Below are 21,712 nucleotides of genomic sequence, written 5' to 3'. Positions count from 1 at the left end.
TGACGTTGCGCGCTGCCCCGGGACCTGTTGGTGCCGGGGCAGCGCTTTTCCCTCAGCAACCCTTTAGCCCTAATCAACACTCTGTTGACAACAAACTGTTGATACCCAAAGATATGCGAATGATCGAAACCACAGACGCCCACGATGCCAAGCTGGCCGAACTCCATTCACAGGCAACCCAGCTGCTCCTCGAAAGGGGCGCTTCGGAACTTCCCGCCCGACCCTGGCTTCACGGGAAGCAGCCACCGTCCGCGATGGACCTGATCCAGCACGTTCTATGGCGTTCACGGGGCCAGGACAGGGTTCCCGATGCCTCGGATCTCCGGGCCGCCCTCGCGCTGGTGGCTGCCGCCCGAGACGAGATGGACGCGGTCGAGACCGCACTTTTGTTCCTTGCCCGGGCCGAGGGACTGACCTGGCCGCAGATTGCGGAGAGCTTGGGGCTGCGCTCAGCGCAGGCTGCCCAGCAACGGCTGGACCGACTCGCAGATCGTCCACATTCACCGGCCAGGGGCTGACCATGACTCTGGTGCTGACCGGAACAGCTGCGAGCGCGGGCACAACCCACGGCCCTGCCCGGCCCATTCACGGACCCGACGATTTTGGCCGCTTCCAATCGGGCGACGTCCTTGTATGCCGCACCACGGACCCCGCGTGGACTCCCCTGTTCGGCATGGCATCGGCGGTAATCACGGAGACTGGTGGAACGTTGTCGCACGCCGCAATCGTCGCCCGGGAATTCGGAATCCCTGCCGTGCTGGGCGTTCGTGACGCCCTGGTGCTGCTCGCCGATGGACAGCCCGTGGCCGTGGACGGAGCGCGGGGAACAGTCACCCTGATGGACGCCCCGTGAATCTCCTTACCTTGCATGCTGTTCGTCTTCTTGGGTTCGCTGACACAGCGGCGGTTGCCGAGCGCTTCGCCCAGGACCCCGGTGAGGTGGAGTCCCAACTCATCGACGCCGGGGTGAACGGCCTGGTTCTGCGCAGTACCTTCGCCGGGGAAGGCGGCTGGTCGTTGTCGAGTCTGGGACGGGTTGAGAATGAGCGGCTGCTGGCTGATGAACTGGACCACGCGGGTGCGTGGAGCACGGTGCTGGCCGTGCATGACGATTTCGCGGAGTTCAACACAGGCGTCGTCGGTGCCTGCAGCGCCATCCAGTTGCAGCCTTCCGCCCACAGTGACGCCGTGGATGTTTTGATAGGCGCCTTGGCGGCATGGCGTCCTTTGGAAACCCGGCTGGCCGAACTGTTGCCCAGGTTCGCCGGCTACTCTGAGCGGCTGCTCCGCGCCATCAAACTGGCTGTAGAGGATCCGGCCTGGTTTACCGCCACCGATCGCGATTCCTTCCACCGCGTCTGGTTCGAAGTGCACGAGGACCTTATTGCCACCCTCGGGATCCAGCGAGGACCGTGAGTGTCTGCCGGGGTGGACAGCCGGGACCGACTTACTGGCGTAACAGAAACCCGCCGACAGTAAACTTCCAGCATGAGCGACGCTGCCGGCAATTCCGTGACCCTCCGCTTCCTTGCGGCCCCCACCGACGTCGGGCACAGCGGCTCTGTGGATGCCGGCACCGTCCTTGAATGGGTGGACAAGGCTGCCTATGCGGCTGCGGTGGGTTGGGCCAAGAGCTATTGCGTCACGGCCTATGTGGGCAACATCCACTTCACAGATCCGGTGAACAGCGGGGACATGGTGGAGGTGGCCTCCACCATCGTGTACACGGGACGCTCCTCCATGCACATCCACACCGTGGTCAACTCCCGGGATCCAAAAGGTGGCCCGGAGACCATGCACAGTCAGTGCATGGTGATCTTCGTCGCCGTGGGTCCGGACGGCAAGCCAATTCCGGTTCCCCAATTTGAGCCGTCCACGCCCGCGGAGATCGAGCAGCGTGACCACGCTCTGGCTCGCATCGAAGTTCGTGAACAGATCGTCAACGCGATGAACGCGCAGGAATATACCGACGCCGGGACCGCCGAGCGCGTCGTCCTGCGGTTCATGGCGTCCCCCACTGATGTGAACTGGGGCGGTAAGGTCCACGGCGGCATTGTGATGAAGTGGATCGACGAAGCTGCGTACGTCTGCGCCTCCCGTTACTGCGGCAAGGATACCGTTGCGGTGTTCTCCGGCGGTGTCCGTTTCTACAGGCCCCTGTTGATCGGGCACATCGTCGAGGTGGAGGCTCGCCTGGTCTACACGGGCGCCAAGGGCATGCACATCGCGGTGCATGTCCGCTCGGGGGATCCCAAGACCGGAGAGTTGAACCTGACCACGTACTGCCTCACGGTGATGGTGGCGCGTGACGAAACAGGGACTGCGGTGCCCATCCCTGCGTGGGTACCGGTGTCCGACGAGGATGTGAAGCTGCACGCACACGCCCGCGAACTGCTGGAAATCCGCGGACGGGCTCCAGGGAACAGGCTGCCGGATCATCTGACGAAGCTCGCTGGAAGCTAGGGAACCCACCTACTTGGCGCGCAGGGCCACGGCAGCTTCAATGATGGTGCTGAGGCTAGGCAACATTTCCCGCGTCATCTGATCATAGGCACCGGGGCCGAGCCTGTAAGGATCGGTCACGTCATCATGTTCTGCCACGCTGGCTGCCGCGTGCTGGCGTCCACGGTAGGCCTCGGCCACCAATCCGGGCCAGGTTCCTTCCCGTTGCGGGCGCAATGGCATGTGGTCCAGAATCCGGGCGAATTCCCGCAAGGTGAACGTGCGTTTCAAGGCCGAGGGGGAAAGGGCCAACACCTCTGGCCTATGAGACCGGGCAAGCACCAGCACAAGGTCGGCTCTGGCAATGTGTTCTTCCTCGAGCTGGCGCGCCCGAAAGTCCTCCAGGCCAACTCCCAGCTGTGCTGCGATGGTGAGCGATCCGGGTTGGGCCGGATTGCCTGAATGCGCAAAAGTGCCGGCGCTGGATACCTCGAACGCTCCCGGCGATGCCTCGTCCAGTCCTGCCTGGAGGAGACGTTCAGCCAAGGGCGAGCGGCAGATATTGCCGGTACAAACCACTAATATCCCGAAGGCATCCGTGCGCCCCCGTGCTTCGGGCTGCTGATGGATGTGACTCAAGCGCCCCCCAATGGTGATGGAACAGTCCGGACATGCTGGGGCGATTTCCAGAGTGAAACCGTTCCAAGACGAAAGTGTTCACGAAAGAGTGAGTCGATGCCAAATCGGCTGCTGCATTTCCGTCTTCGCCCGCATTCATCCGGCCGGGTTGGACCAAATCCCTGCGCACGGCACCGCTCCCTCCAGGAAAGAACCCCGGCTATTCCACAACACGAATCGGGGCGACTGGACACTTGAAGTTTGAACAAATACGGCAATGGGGGTGGGCTTCCTCATCTTCGATGCCTCTCGGACGAATCAGGCATCGAACAGCAGCAAGGCTTTTTGGCAACATCACGTGGTCGAACAGCCGCTTCCATAAGGGGTCAGCAGTTGTATAAGCAGAAGATGAACAGTGTCCTGGACTACGTTGCCAAGGGGCTGGGCGTAAGAATCGTCGGTGCGCCCGGGAGTGGCCGTTCCACTCTGCTCAAGAACGTCGTGGCAAAGCTGGAAGAGGACGGGGCCACGGTCTACACCATGTTCGCCGCGCCTGCTCTGGCCGCTGTGCCTTTTGCCGGCATTCTTTCCCTGGGCCTGGACCTCCGTTCCAGGACAATCGGAATCCTCGGCATCGTGGACCTTCTGTCGGTGCAGATGGCCAGGACCGGCGTGCATTTGATAGCGATCGACGATCTCGAGAATCTGGACCGGGAGTCATCGGCAGTGGTTGATGTCCTGCGCAGCAGGAGCAATGTCCCTCTGATCACCACCATGAATGACAGGCCGTTCCAGGCCAAGAGTTCCGGCCACTTGGTGAGCATTCCTGAAGCGACAGTGTCGCTCACGCCGCTGGGATACGAACAGATCAGCAAACTCATCATGAACACCCTGGGTCACCCCGCAGACGTGAACGTGGTGGCGGGCATTCTCAACAAGTCGGGAGGCAATCTGCGGCTGGCCGTCCGAATCATCGAAACGTCCGTCCTCAGTGAACGCCTTATTCTCAAGGATGGCCGTTGGTGCATGAACGGCACCAAACTGATGAACGAACACCTCCACGGCACAGTGGAAGCCCTGCTTCAGGGGTTGCGGCCGGAGGAAGTCCGGGCCCTCAATAAAATGTCGCTCCTTGGTCCCAGTCCCGTTGACCGCCTTGTTGCTGCCGTGGGTGAGGAGGTGCTGGACACTCTCGAATACAACGGGTTGATTTCAGTCATAGAAGGTCCGGACCACAATCTCCTGGCAGCTGTTTTCCCACCGATAGTCGACGATTACCTTCGCGCCCACACGCTGAGCTCGCGCAGGATTCTCCAGAGCGCGGTGACAGATCACGTCGTTGAAGAACCGGGTGATCATCATGTGCAGGCGGCCGATGATTTGCTGTCCGCTTCCATGGTGGTGCTACGCGCTGAAATGGGCAGCAACCACGCGGCGGCCACCCGGTATTTCCAGCAGAGGCTCCACTCTCTTGAAGAACAGCATTATCAGGCGTGGGAACGGGATCGGAGCCTTTCCAACGCTGTCGCGGTCCTGAGTGTCTACTGGGGGGCGCCAACCAACCCCCACAGGATCCAGGAGGTTCTCCGCCGGACTGACTCCGATCGCGGTGAAACAACGGACCTGTTTTTCTTCACCATGTCCTTGGCCTGGTGGCAGTTCTCACGTGAAAAGAACCTCCCCGGCGCGATAGCCACCATGCACGCGCTATCTTCCAGTCAACCGGGATTACGGCACGAGGCGGAAGCGTTCCTGATGTTCCTTGCCACGTCCAACGGCAGGATCTCCAGCCACCAGGACCAGCAACTCCCCGATCCAACAGTGCAGGGTCCGGACGGCAGCATCATCCCAGCCGTCAGGGGACTGCTGGAGCTTTACCGCCTGAACCCCCAAGGAGCACTTGGCGCACTGGATTCAGCGGTAGGTACCGGCAACTGCCGGCGCTTCGACTCTTTCATTCGCGGAATGGCAATGCTCTCCAGCGGACGTGAGGAGGAAGCTCTCGTCATGGCACTCGACTGCCGGGAAAAGGCCCTGCAGGACGTCGATCAGTTCGCCTTTGTAAGCCAAAGTTACATAGCTGCATTGTCCCTGCTCCATCACGGTTTGTTTGACGAGGCGGAATACCTCATGGGCCGCGCCTTCTCGTTGGGAAAACCGGGATTCCTTGTGGACTCGTTGCACAGTGCCATGCTGCGATTGTCATCGTTGCGCGATGCGGTGCCAAGGAGCGCCCTCGGAGCCACGTCAGAGGCACACGGGCGGGATATCGGCCCCGTCCCTGGTATCGGAACGGGTTTGCACGATCTCGCCGCCAGCCGGCCAGCCAGCGCCAAAGCCTTCGATGAGCGCGCCAGCAGGAGCATCGAGAGGTCCCTTCAGCACGGTTTTATCTTCGAAGCCATGCATACGGGGCTCTTCGCCCTGGGACTTCTCCCTGGCCCCCGCATCCGGGGTCTCGTCGGGAAGATCCTGGAAGATCGTGGGATCACAGTCCACCATCAGCTCCTCACCATCGCTGACGCGGCCATCGAGATGGACCTTCCCCGGCTCCGGCACCTGCTGGACACGTACGTGCTGGACGGCGACACGTTCCAGGTGTCCATGGTGCTTAGGGGTGCGGAGCAGCGGTGCCAGCTCAGCGGAGAGCCCGGTGCCGCGGCCGAAATCAGGCGGGCAGCCAAGGACTTCACAGCCCGCTTCCGTATGGCGGGGACCTTATTGAACTTCCGGTCAGAACCACCCGGTTCGTCCCTGACCCTGAGGGAGATTGAAGTTGCCCTCGTCGCCGGGCAGCAGAGCAACCAGGACATCGCCGAGCAATTCGGCATCAGTATCCGGACTGTGGAAAGCCACATATCCAATGCGCTGCGGAAGACGGACACCACCACTCGAAAGCAGCTCGCCGATCTCATTCGAAATGCGCCGAAGCCCATGGCATCGGGTTCCCCGGGGGTCTCCCCAACTTCCGCCTAAGGCGCCTCGACCATGTGCCGGGGCCTTACACATTCCGGACCCTGTTCACAGCCTGCGGGCCCTGAGCAGTAGATCCACCAAGACAGGAGTTACAGAGTTGCCCCAAATACTAGTCGTCAGCCAGCAGCGGCAATTCACTGCACTCATCCAATGGGTCACCAGCTCGTTGCACCCCGCGTCCTCAAGGAACTTGTCCGTGGTGGATGGGACATTGCCCGGGCTTGAAGAGAACGTGGTTGACCTGGTCCGTGACGGCTACCGCGTTCTTGTATACGGTGGCGTTCTCCACAGCTCCCACGTCTTACGTCTGATGGACCTCGGCGTACGGGGCTACGTACCTGAGACGGCTACGCTTCCCAACCTGCTGGCAGCAGTCAGGAGCGTTGCCGACGGCGGTACGCATCTGCCGTTTGATCCTGCCTCCGGCCGGGACTATGTACCCCTGACCACTGCCGAGGAGGTCGCAGCCAACGCCTATTTCCTGGGGGACGAGGAACTCCCCCGGATCGAAGTGGCCAAGCGTTTGGGAATTGCCGACTCAACGCTCCGGAACCAACTGGCATCGGTACGGCGAAAGCTTGGAATCCCCCCGCAGGCCAGCCGAACAGCGGTGAGCCGGCGTTACCGCGCTACCGTGAGGCAATCGGTTTAGCCTCCTGCGGCAGGACCCAAACTCAGCTGGAGTGCCGTACTGGCTGGCCTCCCGGTCTCCTCGCTCACCGGAAAGCGTCGTCCAAGCGATCCAACAGACCATCCAGCGTCTTCCCACCTTGCGGCATCCAGTATGTTCCGCCCGTCGATAATCCTGCGGGTTTCCGTATGTGCTGAAAGAACTTCCGGCGTCAGGGCTTTAAACTCGTCCCACTCGGTGAGAAGAAGGACCAGGTCCGCATTCTTTACGGCGTCCACCATCGATGTCACGTAAGTAAGCTGTGGCGACCGTCTGGAGGCGTTGGCGTTGCCCGCGGGGTCGTACACCAACACCTCCGCCCCTTCGTCGAAGAGCTTGCCGGCAACATCCAGGGCTGGAGAGTCGCGGACATCGTCGCTGTTGGGTTTGAACGCTACGCCAAGGATGGCGATCCTGCTTTGCGATAGTGAACCAAGCATCAATCGGGCCAGATGGACTGCCCGTTCCCGCCGCCTCAAATTGATCTCATCCATCTCATCTAGGAAGCGCATGCTGCGTTCCAAGCCGAGTTCCACAGTGCGGGCTTGAAGGGCCCGGATGTCCTTGGGCAGGCATCCACCACCGAACCCGATGCCAGCGTTCAGGAAGCGGCGGCCAATCCGCGCGTCGAGGCCGATGGCGTCCGCAAGCGTCCGAATGTCGCCACCGATCACCTCCGTGACCTCGGAAAAAGCATTGATGAACGAGATTTTCGTTGCGAGAAACGCGTTTGCAGCCACCTTAACGAGCTCCGCGGTCTCAAAGTCCGTAGCGATCAGCGGTACGCCGGACGCTATGGCGGTCGCATAAACCTCTCGCAGAATTTCCTCGTCCTCACGCGACTCCACACCAATGACCAGCCGGTCAGGGGTCAACGTGTCCACAACGGCAAAGCCCTCCCGGAGGAACTCGGGATTCCAGGCGAGGCTCACCGAAACCCCGGGGCGTTTGTTATCACGGACAAGGGTTTTCAGGCGCCGGGTGGTTCCCACCGGCACCGTCGACTTCCCGACGATGAGGGAATCCTTGGTGATATTCCGGGCGAGAGAAATCGTGGCAGCGTCAACAAACTGCATATCGGCAGCACCCTCGCCGGTGCGCTGGGGCGTTCCAACACCTATGAAGTGCACATCCCCCCAGGCGCCCACCTCCTCGTAGGAAGTAGTAAAGCGAAGACGTCCGCTGTTCACATGCTTTCGGAGAAGTTCGGGCAGGCCTGGCTCATGGAAAGGCAGCAGTCCTTCTGAGAGAGATGCCACCCTCGACGGGTCGATATCGAGTCCGAGCACCTCATAGCCGAGTTCGGCCATACAGGCGGCGTGGGTGGCACCAAGGTAGCCGGTGCCGATGACGGTAATGCGCATGAATCCTCGCTTTTCGGAATGAAAACTTTGATCAGATCTAAGGGGCCGCAGTGCACCCTGCTTATCCGGCTATTTCCGGATTCGGGCACGGATTTCGCGTACTTCCTTCAGGGTTTGGATCCCCTCGGTGAAGCTCCGCCACAGTCGACGGAATCTAAAGGACGATTGCTGCCAGTAACTGGTGTTGCGAAGTTCAAGGTCATGCCAGCTGAGGGAGTCCCGGGACGGGAACAGCGCCTGCCACAGCGCAGCCGGCTTCTTGGTCCACGGGATCTGGATGAGATGAAAGAGACGTAACGTGGCGGACCTTTGCGCCGTCGTCCGCAGAACCCAATCAAGAGGTGGCTCTCCAAGGTCAAGGGCCCGGGTCTCCGGCAAGGCGGCAAACACCGGGCCCAGTGGACCCGATGCGCCCAGCTCCACAGCCCTGTCGTAGTGTTCTCGGGACGATGCTGATATGTGTCCTACGCAAAAGGCGACGTCGCCATGGAGGACTCCCTTGGCTGGACTTCGCAATGCGTGCAGCAGCGTGACCAGAAGTGCGTCGTTGCGGGACAGAGTCCATGCCGGACGGCCGCCTAGCTCAATGCGTTGCCTCGCAAGCCACAGACGTTCGAAAACCACGGACTCATCCTCGTAAAACCCCGGGAACCTCCAGTGAACGTCTATGTCGGAGGGCCACCCTGCGTTGAAAAGAGTGGTCGAATGGTCAGGGAACGCGTCAGAGACTTCCCGAATCCTGGCCTCCCACCCACCTTGCTCAAGCGCGGTCAGCAGGGTCTCCAGATCAGAGCGCAGGAGAAGGACGTCCAGATCGAGCGATTGCCTTTCCGGCCGGGCATCGACCATCGTGGCTGCTGGGCCTTTGATGAGAAGAACCCGGATGTTGCTTTTCTCTGCCACGTGGGACACCAGCGCCGCCGATAGCCTGATGGACTCGTCCATCCTGAGAATTTCTGCCGGAGATGCTGCCTGAACCTGCGATCTCATACCCAGTCGCCGCCCAATGCGGTCATGAACGTCCAAGCAGGGACGTGGCACCGGCCGGCCACCGCCTGTAAAAAGTGAAGCGGTGCCACCGCCTAATCCCTGAAACCGTTCCGGTTCTCCTTGAACCAGGCGTAGGTGGCCTCGATCCCTTCCTGCAGGGAAATGCTGGCTGTCCACCCCAGAGACTCAAGCTTTCCCACATCCATGAGCTTCCGGGGCGTACCATCCGGCTTCGTCTCGTCCCACTCAATGGCGCCTTCATAGCCGACAGTCCGGGCGACCATTCCGGCTAGCTCTTTGATGGTCATGTCAACGCCAACGCCAACGTTCACATGTTCCGCGCCGTCGTAGTTTTCCAGCAGGTGCAAGCAGGCAGCAGCCAAATCGTCCACGTGAAGAAATTCGCGCCGTGGTGCGCCCGTTCCCCAGTTGGTTACCGTGGTTTCTTCGCGAACCCGGGCCTCGTCAAATCGGCGGATAAGGGCCGGCAGCACATGGGATCCGCGTGCAGAGAAGTTGTCCCCAGGGCCGTAGAGATTGGTGGGCATAGCGGAAATCCACGGCAGGCCATACTGCTGCCTGACGGCCTGCACCTGCATGATTCCCGAAATCTTGGCAATCGCGTATGCCTCGTTGGTCTCTTCCAACGGACCCGTCAGGAGATACTCCTCCTTGAGGGGTTGGGGAGCCATCCTGGGGTAAATGCAGGATGAACCCAAAAACAGCAGACGTTCCACTCCATATTTTTGGGCTGCATCCATGACATTCACTTGGATTTGCATATTTTCACTGAGGAAATCCACCGGGTACGTCTTATTGGCGAGAATGCCGCCAACCTTCGCGGCGGCCAGCGCCACGTAGCGGGGCCTCTCCTTCTCGAAGAAATCAAAGACAGCGGTACGATTCCTCAGATCCAGCTCTTTGGATGATTTCCCGATCGTGTTCGTGAAACCTTCGGCATTGAGCTTCCGCCACAGCGCGGAACCAACCAATCCTCCATGCCCGCCGACATAGAAGGGGGCCGCCCGATCAAGCTGTCCTGGCGTGAACATTGTCATCGGGCGAGGGCCTTCCAGGACTTCAGATCAACGGCATCGATCCAGGGATTTCCGCCGTGCTTCAGGGCTTCAATATCGGCATCCACCATGAGGCGGGCCAGCTCCGGCGTCTTCACCGTAGGTTCCCAGCCCAGCTTTGCCTTGGCCTTTGAATAGTCGCCAATGAGGGCCTCCACCTCGGTGGGACGCAGGTAACGCTCATCGAAGCGGACGTAGTCTTCCCAGTTCATGTCAGCGTGTTCAAACGAGTACTGAAGGAAGTCCTTGACGGTGAAGCCCTCGTTGGTGGCAAGCACATAGTCATCAGGCTCATCCACCTGGAGCATGCGCCACATGCCCTCGACGTACTCCGCTGCGTAACCCCAGTCGCGGACCGCTTGCAGGTTCCCCATGTACAGCTCCGACTGCTTGCCGGCCTTTATCGCTGCGACAGCGCGTGTGATCTTGCGGGTCACGAAGGTTTCACCACGTCGCGGCGATTCGTGGTTGAACAAGATGCCGTTAACGGCAAACATGCCGTAGGCCTCCCGATAGTTCTTGGTCATCCAGTAGCTGTAAACCTTGGCGGCCCCGTACGGAGAGCGGGGATAGAAGGGGGTTTCCTCATCCTGCGGCGGTGGAGTGGCGCCGAACATCTCTGACGAGGATGCCTGGTAGAAGCGTGTCTCGATACCAGCCATGCGCACGGCTTCCAGGAGCCTGATGGTGCCAATTCCAGTCGTGTTGCCGGTGTGCTCCGGTTCGTCGAACGAAACCCTGACGTGGGACTGGGCGGCCAGGTTGTAGACCTCATCCGGACGAATTTCTGCCAGCAGCGTCACCAGGCGGGCGCCGTCGGAAAGGTCCCCGTAGTGCAGGAAGATGCGCGCGTCACTGTTGTGCGGGTCCACATAAAGGTGATCGATTCGTGCCGTGTTAAAGGTCGAGGAGCGACGGATCAGGCCATGCACCTCATAGCCTTTTGAGAGCAGTAGTTCGGCGAGGTACGAGCCGTCCTGGCCCGTTATTCCTGTGATAAGCGCTTTCTTGACCAAAGTTCTTTCCTTCTTGTCGTACATCTGAATGTGGCAAATCTCGTATCAGTGAGAGCGTTTCCGCGACGCGAGGTCGCTCAACCAGGCGGCGTAGTTGTCCACGGCCACCTTTTCGGAAAGGACCTTCTCGCTGTACTGTTGGCCCGCGGCGCCGAACTCCCTGGCCGAACCGGGATCCTCGCGGAGGAGTTCAATCGCGGCCACCAAGTCCTCCGGAGTGCCGGGCTCGGCACGGACACCGGCGCCTGCTGCCGACAACTCGTGCGAGGTTGCGCTGCCTGCTTCGGTGGCGGCAACTACCGGCAGACCTGTCACGAAGTAACTAGTCAGCTTGCTCGGCACCGACATTTCCCGGACCCCCGGACGCTCGTTGACTATCAGTACGTCGGCCGAACGCAGCGCCTCCGAGTAGGCGCGGTCCGGAAGAGGCTCGAGGAACTGGAGCCTGTCGACGCCATGTCCCTCGGATTCGAGGAAGCGCCGTTGGTTGCCATTGCCCAGCAGCACAAACCGGACATCGCTTCCGCCCCGCTCTGCTACACCTGCGGCGGCGACGAGATTCTCCAGCCCTTGCTTCACGCCCATATTTCCCGCATGCAGGGCAACAAAGTCCGTTGGCGCCCAGCCCAGCCGGTCCCGGGCCGCCGACCTGTCGAACGAATGGTGGTGGCGGACGTGGGTCCAATTTCGAATCACCCGGACGCGGTCCGCGGGCACTCCCAACTCATCCACAAGGTGGTCACGAAAACGTTCGTGAATTACGCTGACTCCGTCTGCAGCCTTGAGGATCGCGGATTCGATGCGCTTCATGACTGAAGCCAGCGGCGATGGCACACCGCTGGTTTCCTCCATTCCCTTGCTGTACAGATCCTGAACCCAGATGCCAACGGGGACGCGGAAGATCCGTGCTCGAAGAATGGCGAACGCCGCAGAGAACAGGGCGGGACTGACAACCAGGACCACGTCGGGGCGATGCCAGCGCTCAAGCACAGTGCGGGCCCCAAAGGTAACTTCCATGATGAAGCGCCCAATTCCGTTGGGCCGTCGCGGGACCGTTGAACGGAGCCGCTTGACGGGCACGGCTTCCAGATTCTCCTCCATGGAGAGGCCTTTGTATCCGTCGACGATCTTCCATTGCGGATAGTGGGGGTATCCAGTCAGCACGTTGACCGTGACCCCGCGCGCGGCCAGTCCCTGAGCGAGTTTGGTGGTGTAGGGGGCATTACCGCTGGGTTCCGGGGCGTAATTCAGTCCCACGATCAGCGTCTTCATGAGTCCTTGCCGATGCAATGGACGCTCAATGGAGGGTTGGACGCTGGATGCGGTACGGACTCACACGTCACAGGGGGCCTACAGGCCAACGGCCAAGCAACAGCGGCCCAAACAGAGTGACAACATGACCCAGTACGATGCCCGCAATGAGTACGATCCGCCTGCCCTTTTCATGAGACCGCAACTTGGTCTGGTCAGGAATCTCCAGTCCCTCGTAAAGAACTGGGCTTTGAGCCACGATCTGGGGTTCCAGGGCACGGGCATGGCCCGGAATTGATGGTGAACAAGCCACCACCCTCGTCTTGGTGTCCATTTTTCCTCAGCATTCTGTGATTCGGATACCACTAGATTGTTGTTGGAGATCAATGCCCCCTAGACCGGAAATACCCGACTTTCTACGTGGTCGGGTAGGACCCCAAATAGCCCACGCTCCGCCACCTGGGCCTGATGACACTCCTTATCGCCGCACGGGAAGCAGTGGATGCGGCCAGCGCTGAAGTCCATCGGTGTTCCGCCTGCACCTCGGCGGCTCCGTGGCGCTACATCGGGTATTACGTATGGCCGCCAGGGACATCTGCGTGTGGGTGGTGGGTGATGCGAAAACCACGCGGGCAATACGTGGTTTGCGGGGCGGCAGGACCACTCCGGGGCTAGAGCTTGCCCCTCCACGCAGGTGGCCATGGCATCCATACGTAATGCGTGGCGAGCCTCCACGGAGGCATCTGAAAGGGCCTGTCCGGCGGTCAACCCCACCACCTAGAAAGGGAGGCCCATTGGGTCTAGGGGGAGCCAACCCCCAACCACAATCTAGTGGTATCCGAATCACAGAATGCTGAGGACAAAATGGACACCACGACGAGGGCGGTGGCGTGTTCACCACCGATCACAGACGACGCCCAGGCCCTGGAACACCACCGAGGATGAGTCGGTTGGATCTTTCCGGGTTCACCGGCGCCGGCTACCACAAAGGCCGTGGACTACTCTGGCAAGCATCCTGGTTCGCCATTCAACATCTGATCTTCCGCACGTGGTGGTGCCCGGCGTCCCTTCGAGTGCGCCTTCTCAGGGCCTTCGGTGCCTCCATCGGGCAGGGCGTGAAAATCCGCCACGGAGTTACTGTTCATTGGCCGTGGAAACTAACCATCGGCGACAACGTGTGGATCGGCGTCGATGCCTGGATCCTCAACCTGGAGCCCGTCACCATTGGTTCCGATTGCTGCATTTCCCAAGGGGCCCTCCTTTGCACCGGCAGCCACTCCTTCGATTCCCCCACCTTTGAGTTCGACAACGCGCCAATTGTCATTGGTGACGGGAGCTGGATTGGCGCCCGTGCCACGGTGCTGCGTGGCGTGAACATCGGCGACGCGTGCCTGGTAGGGGCCTCGGCTTTGGTGGTCAAGGACTTGCCCAGCGGGACACGACTGCTCGCTTCAACCGGCCACACGCGGAGCGGTGCCGCAAAAACTGCCGGCACGGGTGGAGAGCCGCTGTGAGCACGCTGATCATCTGGATCGGACTCTGCCTGGTCTTCAGCGTCGTCTTTGTTCGCCGTATGCACTTTGTTCTGGCCGCCGTTATTGTGGTGCGAATTCTGGTTCCCGGGGTGGTTCAGAACGAAGTAATGCCCGGGTTGCACCCGTCGATGTACCTGTTTCTCTGCTTTGTCCTGGTCCAGCTGGCATTCGCGCCAAGCATTTTCGGACGCGTCATCCGTTCTGCAGGAGTATGGCCTCAAGCAATTCTCGGTGGCATCGCGGCAGTCATGATGACCGACGTCGGAAATCCGGGCAGCGCAGGACTGCTGGATACAACCATGTTTGTGCTGGGCATCGTATGGGCACCGTACTACGTCTTCGTTTTCATGCGATATTCAATCCGCTCGGCACCAGCAGCAGGAAAAGTCTTCCTGGTGACGTTTGTCCTTTTGGGCCTTGCGGAAGCCGTGCTGTCTCAGATCCAGGTGGCCACAGGACGGCCCCTGGTGTGGGAAAGCGACTTCTCACGAATCTGGCTGAATGGCACTCAATCCGAGCTTGGTGCTGCCATTGGAACGTTTGGTCACGGTATCCAAGTTGGTGTCTTCTTTGCGGCCCTCATGCCTCTTCTCGCCCTGATCCGGTCCATGTTCCTTCGCTTCGCGCTGGCAGCAGTCCTCCTGGTCACGGTGCCGCTTGCCTACGGTCGTATGGGCCTCATCCTCACGATCGTCGGATTCGTTTTTCTGGTGATCATCGGGGGCCGCAGAATTCTTCGGAGCGTCCTTCTTGCAACGGTGGTCGCCGTCGCGCTTTTAGTAAGCATCCAGGGCGTCGCCGGTGAGAAGCTCTTGCATAAATTCGAAGATGACAACGGCTCCGCGGCCCTGAGAGTAGCCGCCTTCGACTGGTTCTGGGAGCACACTTCGGAGTTCTTCACGGGCGGGTATCCGGGCAGCCGGGATCTCAAGGGCATGGGCACTCTGGGCTCCAGTCTTGAGAACGGCTACTTCATGATGGCCCTCATGTTCGGAATTCTGGTTGTGGTGGCGTTCTTCGTCTTCATGGCTTGCCTCCTTTTGGGCCACTTCAAGATCAAGGAACGGGACAGCTGGCCGGGCGTCGCTGCGGCGGCGCTGATCATCGTTTCGATCAACGGCTATAGTTCCATCGGCGGCAACTCCATCGACATCCACCTCTTCTGGTTCGTGCTGGCCATGGCGAGCTACCGTTCCTCCCGGAATCCCCGCTTGGTGGAGAGCGCCCAGAGAGTGTCGTCACGTCGCTTGCCCGGTCAGGGCGGTTCATCGTCTTTTCCTGCGGGGCGGGTACCCGCTTCATGAGACAGCGTTTGGACCGCAGCACTGGCACGGACATCGCTCAAAAAGAAAGCCATGGAAGCCGGATCTTCTATGCCGTAGCCGGATCGGCAATGACTCCGCTCATGTCACTTGCCACCGCTCCAATCCTGGCTCAATCGCTAGGTGTTGTGGGACGCGGGGAGCTAGCTGCCGGCATGGCTCCCATGCTCTTCGCAGTGGCTGTGGGAGCACTTGGCATCCCCGAGGCACTCACGTATTTCATTGCCAGGCAGGCGCGAGGCGCCCGCAGGGCCGTAAGACGGGCTTTTTGGATTCTCACACTGTTGGGGATCGCCGCTGCAGCGCTCGTGACGCTGAGCGCCTCGCTCCTCGCGGATGGAAACGCGGAAATCCGGCAACTCATTCTTGTTACCGCGGCCCTGACCGTTCCGACTTTTTGGGCCTCCGTGCCTAACAGCGTATTGGCCGGAAACCATGCGTGGAAGCAGTCAGCGTTGATTGACTTTGGCCTGTCCGCCCTGCGCCTTCTTGTTCTGGCCGTGATGGCCGCGGCCAATACTCTGACCCCCTTGGCGGCAACTATTGCGATGCTCGGCTTCCCCCTTCTGAAGGGGCTGGTGACGCTGCCGTACCTCATCAGGTACCGACGCGGATCAAGAAACGCCACCGCTGCAAGAGTCAGGTTGTTCAACTACGGAAGCCGCTTGTGGGTGGGTTCCCTGGCGGGAGTTGTCCTCTTGCGTCTCGACCAGCTTCTGATGGTTCCGTTCGCAAACGCGGCACAGCTCGGACTCTACTCTGTTGCCGTCAGCCTGGGAGAGATTCCCGCTTTGCTTTCAAGCGCCGTCCGCAATGTTGTGTTTTCCTCTGACGCGGAGAGCTCCCATCAGCACGAGCACCAACAACGACTCCAACAGACCGCCCGTTTAACCTCGGCTGCGTCAGCCTTGGCGAGCCTTGGAATCGGAGTGTCCCTTCCGTGGGCCATCCCATTGTTTTTCGGTGAGACGTTCGGAGCAGCTGTAGCAGTGTGCTGGGTGATTCTTGCAGGTGTGGCCCTCGGGAGTGCCGGTTCTGTAGCCGGTGCAGGGCTCAGCGCACGTGGCCGTCCGGGGCTCCGCAGCTGCGGCATGGTCATTGGAGCATTGCTCAACACCGCCATCCTCATGGTGACCGTACCAACCATGGGTGCAATGGGGGCGGCTCTGGCCACCCTGGTGGGAAGTGCGGTCGCCGGCACTATGAACATCGTGTGGCTGCGCACGCACTTTGGAATGACAATGCGGGGCTTCTATGGCCTCAGGCGCCACGATCTCCAGCTCGTCCACACAACGATTTCAAAGATGACAGACAGGAAGAAGTAGATGCCCGTTCCAATTAATCCGAGGCGTCAGCTCGCCTTGGACAGTTTACTGCCGAAGATTCCACGGCTTGCGTACAAGATCGGGCTCATCAGCAGCCTAAGAGTTCGTAACTTTTTAAGCCGGCAGAAAGTAACGGGGGCAGCGGACGTCGTAGTGAGCATGACCTCCTACGGGCGTCGATTGGGAATCGTGGCCCATGCCTTGGAGTCTATTGCCGGAGGTTCAGTAAGGCCGGCCCGCATGATCCTTTGGGTCGATGAGCCTGACTTCCAGCCCGAGGCCTACCCTATGCTTCAGCGCCTTCAACGGCGGGGCTTGGAGATCCGCTTTTGTGATGACTTTGGACCACACAAGAAGTACTTCCCCTATTGCCGTGACTTCGCCCGGGATGGACTGGACCTCGCGCTTGCCGACGATGACCTTATGTACCCGCGACGTTGGCTGGAGATCCTCATCCGCGCCTCAGGGCATGTTCATGAGATCCCGGCCTACAGGGCTCATCGCATGAAGACTAATGCCGGAGACGCAACTCTTGCCGATTACAACTCGTGGACACCGGCTCCAGTTGGTTCAAACAGCCACGCCAATTTCCTGACGGGAGGAGCGGGGGTGCTTCTACCTCCCCGGCTGCAGTCCGCGATAAAGGACGCAGGAACGCAATTCCTCGACGTGGCTCCCCGCGCGGACGACATCTGGCTGAATGCGTTGGCGATCCGCAGCGGTTATCGACGCCGGGTGGTCGACGCTGCCGGGCAACACCTCACGATTTACCCCCGATCACAGGAGCAAGCCCTGCACTACGAGAACGTGAGCGAAGGCAAGAACGATACGCAATTGGCTGCGGTCTTCAGTCTTGCCGATGTCACCTCCATAGCCTCCGACAATGCGGCAAACGACATCACCACCAAACCATGACCGGATCCACGCCAAATGCCTCCGCGGGTTCCATGGAAACGGTGCTTGTGCACCCCTTCGGGAACGAAAACGTCCGTCAGACCCTGACCGCGCTGAGTGAACACCGCCAACTGTCCGCCTTTGTCACCTCGATCGGATGGACAGATTCTGAGGCACTGTCCTGGCTCCGGCCCGCAAGGTCACTGGTTGAACGCCGGATGTTTCCCATGATCGGAGACCATCAGCTGCACGTCACGCCGGCGAGTGAACTCGTCCGCAACCTTCTGCTGCGTGCGCAGCCGGCGGGGCTACGACGACTCGGCTCAGCTTCGGGTCCACTCTCGGCCCACTGGGTTGCCAACCAAGTGGAGACGAAGGCCATTAAGACGCTCCATCGGCTACCTCAACCGGGTGCTGTCTACGGATACTCAACCTTCGCCTCAAAGGTGTTCAGGGCGGCCCGGGAACGCGACATGGAAACGATTTTGGAAGTTCCCCACGTTCACTGGGCTACTACCAGGCACTGGGCCGAGCATCTTGAGGGCCTCGCACCTGGATGGGCAGTCACGGCACGCCAGGATTTGTCCCCAAGCCTGGTCCATTCCAAGGAAGACCTTGAGCTCCAACTGGCAACCCGGCTGATCTCGCCGTCGGCTCAGGTCACTGAGAGCCTGCGTGCGGCCGGTGTCGAGAGCCACATCGCAGAGATTCCCTACGGCTGCCCCCACGTCCACCCTGGGCAGGCTCCGCTGAGCTGGGACGGACGCGGCCCGCTCAGGGTGTTGTTCGTAGGCCGCATAGTAGGCATGAAGGGTATTGCCGACGTTGTGTCCGCTGCAAAAGCGCTCTCTTCCGCCGTGCACGTTACGGTTATCGGCCAATTGCCGGGCGAGACGTTTCCTGCCCTCGAGGACATGCTCGGAACTGTCGACTACCGCGGGACCATGCCACGGAGTGACATTCTCCTGGAAATGCGAAAGCATCACGTGCTGTTGCTGCCGAGCCTCGTGGAGGGCCGTTCCCTCGCGGCCTTGGAAGGGCTGAGCCAGGGGCTACCCGCGGTGGTGACGCTGGGAAGTGGAGTCGATGATCTGGTGGTCCAGGGCGCGGGAGCAGTAGTGGATCGTTTTGCGCCCGAACAAATTGTCGCCGAGCTGCAACGATTCCTGGATAATCCTGGACTGGTTGAAGAGCGGAGCGCCAAGGCGTTGGAGATCGCCCGAGCATCAGGCTGGGGTCCCTTTCGTGAAGGAATTGCCCGGTTCCTCCAAGAAATTGGAAGTGGTGCGCGTGGCAAATAGCCCAACACCCGAGCAACGACCGCTGAGGATCGCTGTGGTGGCGCATGTCTTCTATCCGGGCGTTGGCGGTGTGGAAATCACTTCCGACATCCTCGCGCGCGGATTCATGAGGCACGGCGCTGAAGTATCGGTCATCACAAACACCGCAGAACCCGACCAGACAAGAGATTTCCCTTATGAAGTCATCAGGCGACCGTCGCCACGGCGCCTGTTCGCTTTGGTGCGCAGGGCCGACGTCGTCTTCCACAACAACCCGGCAATCTCGCTGTGGTGGCCATTGGCGCTGCTTCGCAAGCCGTGGATGGTCTCCCTCAGGATGTGGGTGACCATGCCGGGGCAGAAGCTCACCCGAATCCAGCGGCTCAAATACGCCGTCAAATACCGCATCATCCAGCGGGCGGACGTCATTGTGGCCAACAGCAAAGTTCTGGCAGATCATGTTGAGGGCGACGTCGAAGTCATTCCGAACAGTTACCGTGATGAATACTTTTCAGTGCTCGACGACGAGGTCCGCGCTCCGCTGGGAATCGCCTATTTGGGGCGCCTCAGCGAGGATAAAGGCGTTGACCTCCTGATCCAGGCAGCAGCGGAACTAGTGGGGGACATAGAAGGCTTCTCACTGACAATTGTGGGTGACGGCCCGGAACGTGAGCGCCTCGAAAATCTTGCTGGGAAAAGCGGTTTGGGCACGGCAGTGACGTTCCTGGGCTCTCAGGGTCCGGAAGAGGCCAACCGGATTCTGAACAGGAATTCCATTGTTGTTATCCCCAGCCGAATGCCAGAGCCGTTTGGCACTGTCGCTCTTGAAGCTGCGGCTGCGGGGTGCGTCGTCATTTACGCAAACCACGGCGGGCTGCCAGACGCCGCCGGCAGTCAGGCAGTGGGTTTCAGCCCACTGGATTCGACGTCGTTGCACAGCCGCCTTCGTGCACTGCTCAGCAATCCGGACGACGTCTTTGCCCGGCGGAGAGACGCCCTGACTCATGCGAACCGGCACAAAGAGAACATCATGGTGGACCGCTACTACGCGGCGATCGAACGCACGCTCAAGGAGGCCGGCCGTGGAAGAAATCGGTAGCGACGCATTGAGGATAGTCCAGGTGGTAACCCTGGTCAGCCCGGACGGCGCCTACGGCGGGCCCGTGCGGGTTGCGCAAAACCAGTCGATGGAACTTGCCAGGCACGGACACCAGGTTCAAGTATTCGCCGGGGTGCGCGGGGAAGTGGACCAACCGTACTTTGGCGACGGTGTGCGGTCGCGCCTCTTCAGGGCGATCCGCATCATCCCCGGCACCGGGTTTGCCGGGCTGGCAGCTCCAGCAATGTTGCCGGCGCTGTGGCAGGCGCTCAAGGGTGCAGATATTGTTCACCTCCACCTTGCGCGGGACTTGGTGATGCTTCCGGCCGCCCTCCTTTGCCTCATGCGGGGCATTCCTTTTGTGGTCCAAACCCACGGGATGATCGACGAATCCGATAAGAAGCTCGCCAGGATTCTGGACACCCTGGTGACACTTCGCGTGCTGCGGGCCAGCAAGCGATGCTTTTGGCTGACGCCCGAAGAACAGAGATCACTCGGAGGGCTTCTGGGTGCCCGTCACGGAACCCTGGAACGGCTGGTTAATGGAGTGCCCCGGGCTGACGCCGCCGAAGACAAAGAGACAACGTCCTTCGAATTCCTCTACCTGGCACGACTGCATAAACGCAAAAGGCCTTCGGTGCTTGTCCAGGCAGCCACTCTTCTCTCCACGACCACCGACAAGCCGATGGAAGTGGCTCTGGTGGGACCGGACGAAGGCGAGGAGCCGGAGGTTCGACGTCAGATTCAGGCCTTGGGATCGTCCGGTTGGATCCGGCTTGAGGGGCCATTGCAACCCAGCAAAACTCTGGACCGAATGAGAAGGGCATCGGTGTATGTGTTGCCGTCAGTTGACGAACCATTTCCCATGAGCGTCCTGGAGGCAATGTCCGTGGGCGTTCCGGTCATTGTGACTGACAGTTGCGGACTTGCCCCTTTCATTGCAGAGTCCGGAGCGGGCATCGTCTGCGACTCATCCGTCCACAGCCTTTCTGCCGCCCTGCGTCGTTTCTTGGAGGAGCCGGGCCTGTTGGCATCTTCGTCGGCTGCCGCCATCAAACTGACCAGGGAACGCTTCTCCATAGACAGTGTTACCAAGCAGCTTGAAGACGTTTACCGCGATCTGACCAAAGCCGGTTCGGACGCCTCGCCTCCCCCAGCGATCAACGAGTCGAGGAATGTGGCGACCCACCATAAGTACTGACAAATCAAGGCGTAAATACGGAGAACCGGCCGATCACGGATACGGAGCTGGACGCGCTGAGGCGCCTTGAAAGCAACCTTTCAAAGCGGGGTCACAAGGCACTCCGCGCAGATTGACCATAAGTGCGGGCCCGGCAGTTGTTAAGACTGCCTCCAAGGGTGCGCCCCGGATTCCAGGAAACAGGTACATGCACGTGACGCAGTTCTGGCATAAGGCAAAAGCCGTCGCTGAAGTCCCCACTCACGGTGAAGAGCGCTGGGCTCTCCTGAATCTGAATCAAGGTTCCCCCCTTGTTCTGCTGGGCTCGGCGGCCGCCATCTGGGAACTCATTGATGGAACGCGGACTGAAGGCGACATTCTCCAGGAGTTGAACAGGGCTTTCCTGGACGTGAACGGAACTTCCATGGCGGAGCAGGTTCGGAGCTTTTTGACCGAACTGTCCGTTCACGGCCTCGCCGAGAGCATCGAGCGTTCATCAGCTGCGCAACCCGATGGGCCATCCAAGGGGGCTGAGCCTAGGTACTGAGGCCAGACGTATATGAGGTTCTCAGTGCCTCATGACAGTACCGAGACTGACATAACAGTCTTGGAATAGTACGCACCTGGCATGCATGGAGAGGACCACACAATTGCTGCAGGACGATAAACCTCAA

Annotated in this window: 21 protein-coding genes; 15 read left to right on the top strand and 6 right to left on the bottom strand. The window is 60.4% G+C overall.

Annotation, left to right across the window (positions count from 1 at the left end; all coding sequences use genetic code 11):
* Positions 1-119 precede the first annotated feature (119 nt).
* From BLW08_RS14175 to BLW08_RS14160, 4 genes are all read left to right on the top strand, one after another.
* A complete protein-coding gene (locus BLW08_RS14175; RefSeq protein WP_254779868.1) occupies positions 120-518 on the top strand; it encodes a hypothetical protein in 399 nt (132 codons plus the stop codon).
* Between the two features lie 2 nt (positions 519-520).
* On the top strand, positions 521-853 hold the full coding sequence (locus BLW08_RS14170) for a PEP-utilizing enzyme (protein WP_091325849.1): 333 nt from the start codon (positions 521-523) through the stop codon (positions 851-853).
* Positions 850-1,416: a hypothetical protein gene (locus tag BLW08_RS14165; protein WP_091325847.1), complete on the top strand. Its 567-nt coding sequence runs from the start codon at positions 850-852 to the stop codon at positions 1,414-1,416. Before BLW08_RS14170 ends, BLW08_RS14165 begins: the two co-directional genes overlap by 4 nt.
* 72 nt (positions 1,417-1,488) lie before the next feature.
* Positions 1,489-2,463: an acyl-CoA thioesterase gene (locus BLW08_RS14160; protein ID WP_091325846.1), complete on the top strand. Its 975-nt coding sequence runs from the start codon at positions 1,489-1,491 to the stop codon at positions 2,461-2,463.
* A gap of 9 nt (positions 2,464-2,472) precedes the next feature.
* On the opposite strand, the gene BLW08_RS14155 is transcribed toward BLW08_RS14160, so the two are convergent.
* A complete protein-coding gene (locus tag BLW08_RS14155) occupies positions 2,473-3,081 on the bottom strand; it encodes an arsenate reductase/protein-tyrosine-phosphatase family protein (protein WP_254779867.1) in 609 nt (202 codons plus the stop codon).
* A gap of 387 nt (positions 3,082-3,468) precedes the next feature.
* Here BLW08_RS14155 and BLW08_RS14150 point away from each other — a divergent pair, with 387 nt between their 5' ends.
* Positions 3,469-6,036 carry a LuxR C-terminal-related transcriptional regulator gene (locus BLW08_RS14150; RefSeq protein ID WP_254779866.1) on the top strand — a complete coding sequence of 856 codons (2,568 nt, stop codon included), beginning with the start codon at positions 3,469-3,471 and terminating at the stop codon, positions 6,034-6,036.
* 97 nt (positions 6,037-6,133) lie between these two features.
* On the top strand, positions 6,134-6,688 hold the full coding sequence (locus BLW08_RS14145) for a helix-turn-helix domain-containing protein (protein ID WP_139244905.1): 555 nt from the start codon (positions 6,134-6,136) through the stop codon (positions 6,686-6,688).
* Here the strand turns inward: BLW08_RS14145 and BLW08_RS14140 are convergent.
* From BLW08_RS14140 to BLW08_RS14120, 5 genes are all read right to left on the bottom strand, one after another.
* Complete coding sequence (locus BLW08_RS14140; RefSeq protein WP_090821988.1) at positions 6,685-8,070, bottom strand: UDP-glucose dehydrogenase family protein; 1,386 nt, start codon at positions 8,068-8,070, stop codon at positions 6,685-6,687. The two genes, BLW08_RS14145 and BLW08_RS14140, sit on opposite strands and share 4 nt — an antisense overlap.
* 69 nt (positions 8,071-8,139) lie before the next feature.
* Complete coding sequence (locus BLW08_RS14135; RefSeq protein ID WP_090821990.1) at positions 8,140-9,060, bottom strand: nucleotidyltransferase family protein; 921 nt, start codon at positions 9,058-9,060, stop codon at positions 8,140-8,142.
* A gap of 92 nt (positions 9,061-9,152) precedes the next feature.
* A complete protein-coding gene (locus BLW08_RS14130; protein ID WP_090821992.1) occupies positions 9,153-10,118 on the bottom strand; it encodes a GDP-L-fucose synthase family protein in 966 nt (321 codons plus the stop codon).
* Positions 10,115-11,152, bottom strand: coding sequence for a GDP-mannose 4,6-dehydratase (gmd, locus tag BLW08_RS14125; protein WP_217639246.1), 1,038 nt, complete (start codon positions 11,150-11,152; stop codon positions 10,115-10,117). The genes BLW08_RS14130 and gmd overlap by 4 nt, the downstream gene beginning before the upstream one ends.
* Positions 11,153-11,197: 45 nt before the next feature.
* The gene (locus BLW08_RS14120) at positions 11,198-12,424 is read right to left on the bottom strand and encodes a glycosyltransferase family 4 protein (protein WP_091325839.1); all 1,227 of its coding nucleotides are present in this window, start codon (positions 12,422-12,424) and stop codon (positions 11,198-11,200) included.
* Positions 12,425-12,548: 124 nt separating this feature from the next.
* Between BLW08_RS14120 and BLW08_RS23895 the strand changes: the two genes are divergently transcribed.
* The 9 genes from BLW08_RS23895 (at position 12,549) to BLW08_RS14075 (ending at position 21,585) form a co-directional block, all read left to right on the top strand.
* Entirely contained in the window at positions 12,549-12,701 is a 153-nt protein-coding gene (locus BLW08_RS23895; RefSeq protein WP_175538708.1) for a hypothetical protein, read from the top strand.
* Positions 12,702-13,344: 643 nt separating this feature from the next.
* Positions 13,345-13,917 carry a DapH/DapD/GlmU-related protein gene (locus BLW08_RS14110; RefSeq protein WP_091325835.1) on the top strand — a complete coding sequence of 191 codons (573 nt, stop codon included), beginning with the start codon at positions 13,345-13,347 and terminating at the stop codon, positions 13,915-13,917.
* Entirely contained in the window at positions 13,914-15,242 is a 1,329-nt protein-coding gene (locus BLW08_RS14105; RefSeq protein WP_091325833.1) for an O-antigen ligase family protein, read from the top strand. The genes BLW08_RS14110 and BLW08_RS14105 overlap by 4 nt, the downstream gene beginning before the upstream one ends.
* Complete coding sequence (locus BLW08_RS14100) at positions 15,239-16,585, top strand: lipopolysaccharide biosynthesis protein (protein WP_091325832.1); 1,347 nt, start codon at positions 15,239-15,241, stop codon at positions 16,583-16,585. The genes BLW08_RS14105 and BLW08_RS14100 overlap by 4 nt, the downstream gene beginning before the upstream one ends.
* Before the next feature lie 240 nt (positions 16,586-16,825).
* Positions 16,826-17,500, top strand: coding sequence for a hypothetical protein (locus BLW08_RS14095; protein WP_139244904.1), 675 nt, complete (start codon positions 16,826-16,828; stop codon positions 17,498-17,500).
* Complete coding sequence (locus BLW08_RS14090; RefSeq protein WP_091325829.1) at positions 17,497-18,780, top strand: glycosyltransferase family 4 protein; 1,284 nt, start codon at positions 17,497-17,499, stop codon at positions 18,778-18,780. Before BLW08_RS14095 ends, BLW08_RS14090 begins: the two co-directional genes overlap by 4 nt.
* Positions 18,770-19,858, top strand: a complete 1,089-nt coding sequence (locus BLW08_RS14085) for a glycosyltransferase family 4 protein (RefSeq protein ID WP_139244903.1) — start codon at positions 18,770-18,772, stop codon at positions 19,856-19,858. Before BLW08_RS14090 ends, BLW08_RS14085 begins: the two co-directional genes overlap by 11 nt.
* Positions 19,842-21,059 (top strand): glycosyltransferase, encoded by a 1,218-nt coding sequence (locus BLW08_RS14080; protein WP_175538706.1) that lies wholly within the window; start codon positions 19,842-19,844, stop codon positions 21,057-21,059. The genes BLW08_RS14085 and BLW08_RS14080 overlap by 17 nt, the downstream gene beginning before the upstream one ends.
* A gap of 187 nt (positions 21,060-21,246) precedes the next feature.
* Positions 21,247-21,585: a PqqD family protein gene (locus BLW08_RS14075; RefSeq protein WP_091325824.1), complete on the top strand. Its 339-nt coding sequence runs from the start codon at positions 21,247-21,249 to the stop codon at positions 21,583-21,585.
* Positions 21,586-21,712: the final 127 nt, after the last annotated feature.

The sequence above is a fragment of the Arthrobacter sp. cf158 genome (genome assembly GCF_900106835.1).
In the GTDB taxonomy this organism is placed as follows: Bacteria; Actinomycetota; Actinomycetes; order Actinomycetales; family Micrococcaceae; genus Arthrobacter.
Note: the sequence above shows the minus strand (reverse complement) of the source record. Positions and strands in the feature narration are given on the sequence as shown.

What these genes read in the sequence shown, in the direction of transcription:
- BLW08_RS14135 (WP_090821990.1), bottom strand. Translation starts at nt 9,060, where the DNA reads ATGAGATCGCAGGTTCAGGCAGCATCTCCGGCAGAAATTCTCAGGATG.
- BLW08_RS14175 (WP_254779868.1), top strand. Translation starts at nt 120, where the DNA reads ATGATCGAAACCACAGACGCCCACGATGCCAAGCTGGCCGAACTCCAT.
- BLW08_RS14130 (WP_090821992.1), bottom strand. Translation starts at nt 10,118, where the DNA reads ATGACAATGTTCACGCCAGGACAGCTTGATCGGGCGGCCCCCTTCTAT.
- BLW08_RS14100 (WP_091325832.1), top strand. Translation starts at nt 15,239, where the DNA reads ATGAGACAGCGTTTGGACCGCAGCACTGGCACGGACATCGCTCAAAAA.
- BLW08_RS14075 (WP_091325824.1), top strand. Translation starts at nt 21,247, where the DNA reads ATGCACGTGACGCAGTTCTGGCATAAGGCAAAAGCCGTCGCTGAAGTC.
- BLW08_RS14110 (WP_091325835.1), top strand. Translation starts at nt 13,345, where the DNA reads ATGAGTCGGTTGGATCTTTCCGGGTTCACCGGCGCCGGCTACCACAAA.
- BLW08_RS14140 (WP_090821988.1), bottom strand. Translation starts at nt 8,070, where the DNA reads ATGCGCATTACCGTCATCGGCACCGGCTACCTTGGTGCCACCCACGCC.
- BLW08_RS14095 (WP_139244904.1), top strand. Translation starts at nt 16,826, where the DNA reads ATGATCCTTTGGGTCGATGAGCCTGACTTCCAGCCCGAGGCCTACCCT.
- BLW08_RS14160 (WP_091325846.1), top strand. Translation starts at nt 1,489, where the DNA reads ATGAGCGACGCTGCCGGCAATTCCGTGACCCTCCGCTTCCTTGCGGCC.
- BLW08_RS14120 (WP_091325839.1), bottom strand. Translation starts at nt 12,424, where the DNA reads ATGAAGACGCTGATCGTGGGACTGAATTACGCCCCGGAACCCAGCGGT.
- BLW08_RS14170 (WP_091325849.1), top strand. Translation starts at nt 521, where the DNA reads ATGACTCTGGTGCTGACCGGAACAGCTGCGAGCGCGGGCACAACCCAC.
- BLW08_RS14090 (WP_091325829.1), top strand. Translation starts at nt 17,497, where the DNA reads ATGACCGGATCCACGCCAAATGCCTCCGCGGGTTCCATGGAAACGGTG.
- BLW08_RS14150 (WP_254779866.1), top strand. Translation starts at nt 3,469, where the DNA reads ATGAACAGTGTCCTGGACTACGTTGCCAAGGGGCTGGGCGTAAGAATC.
- BLW08_RS23895 (WP_175538708.1), top strand. Translation starts at nt 12,549, where the DNA reads ATGACCCAGTACGATGCCCGCAATGAGTACGATCCGCCTGCCCTTTTC.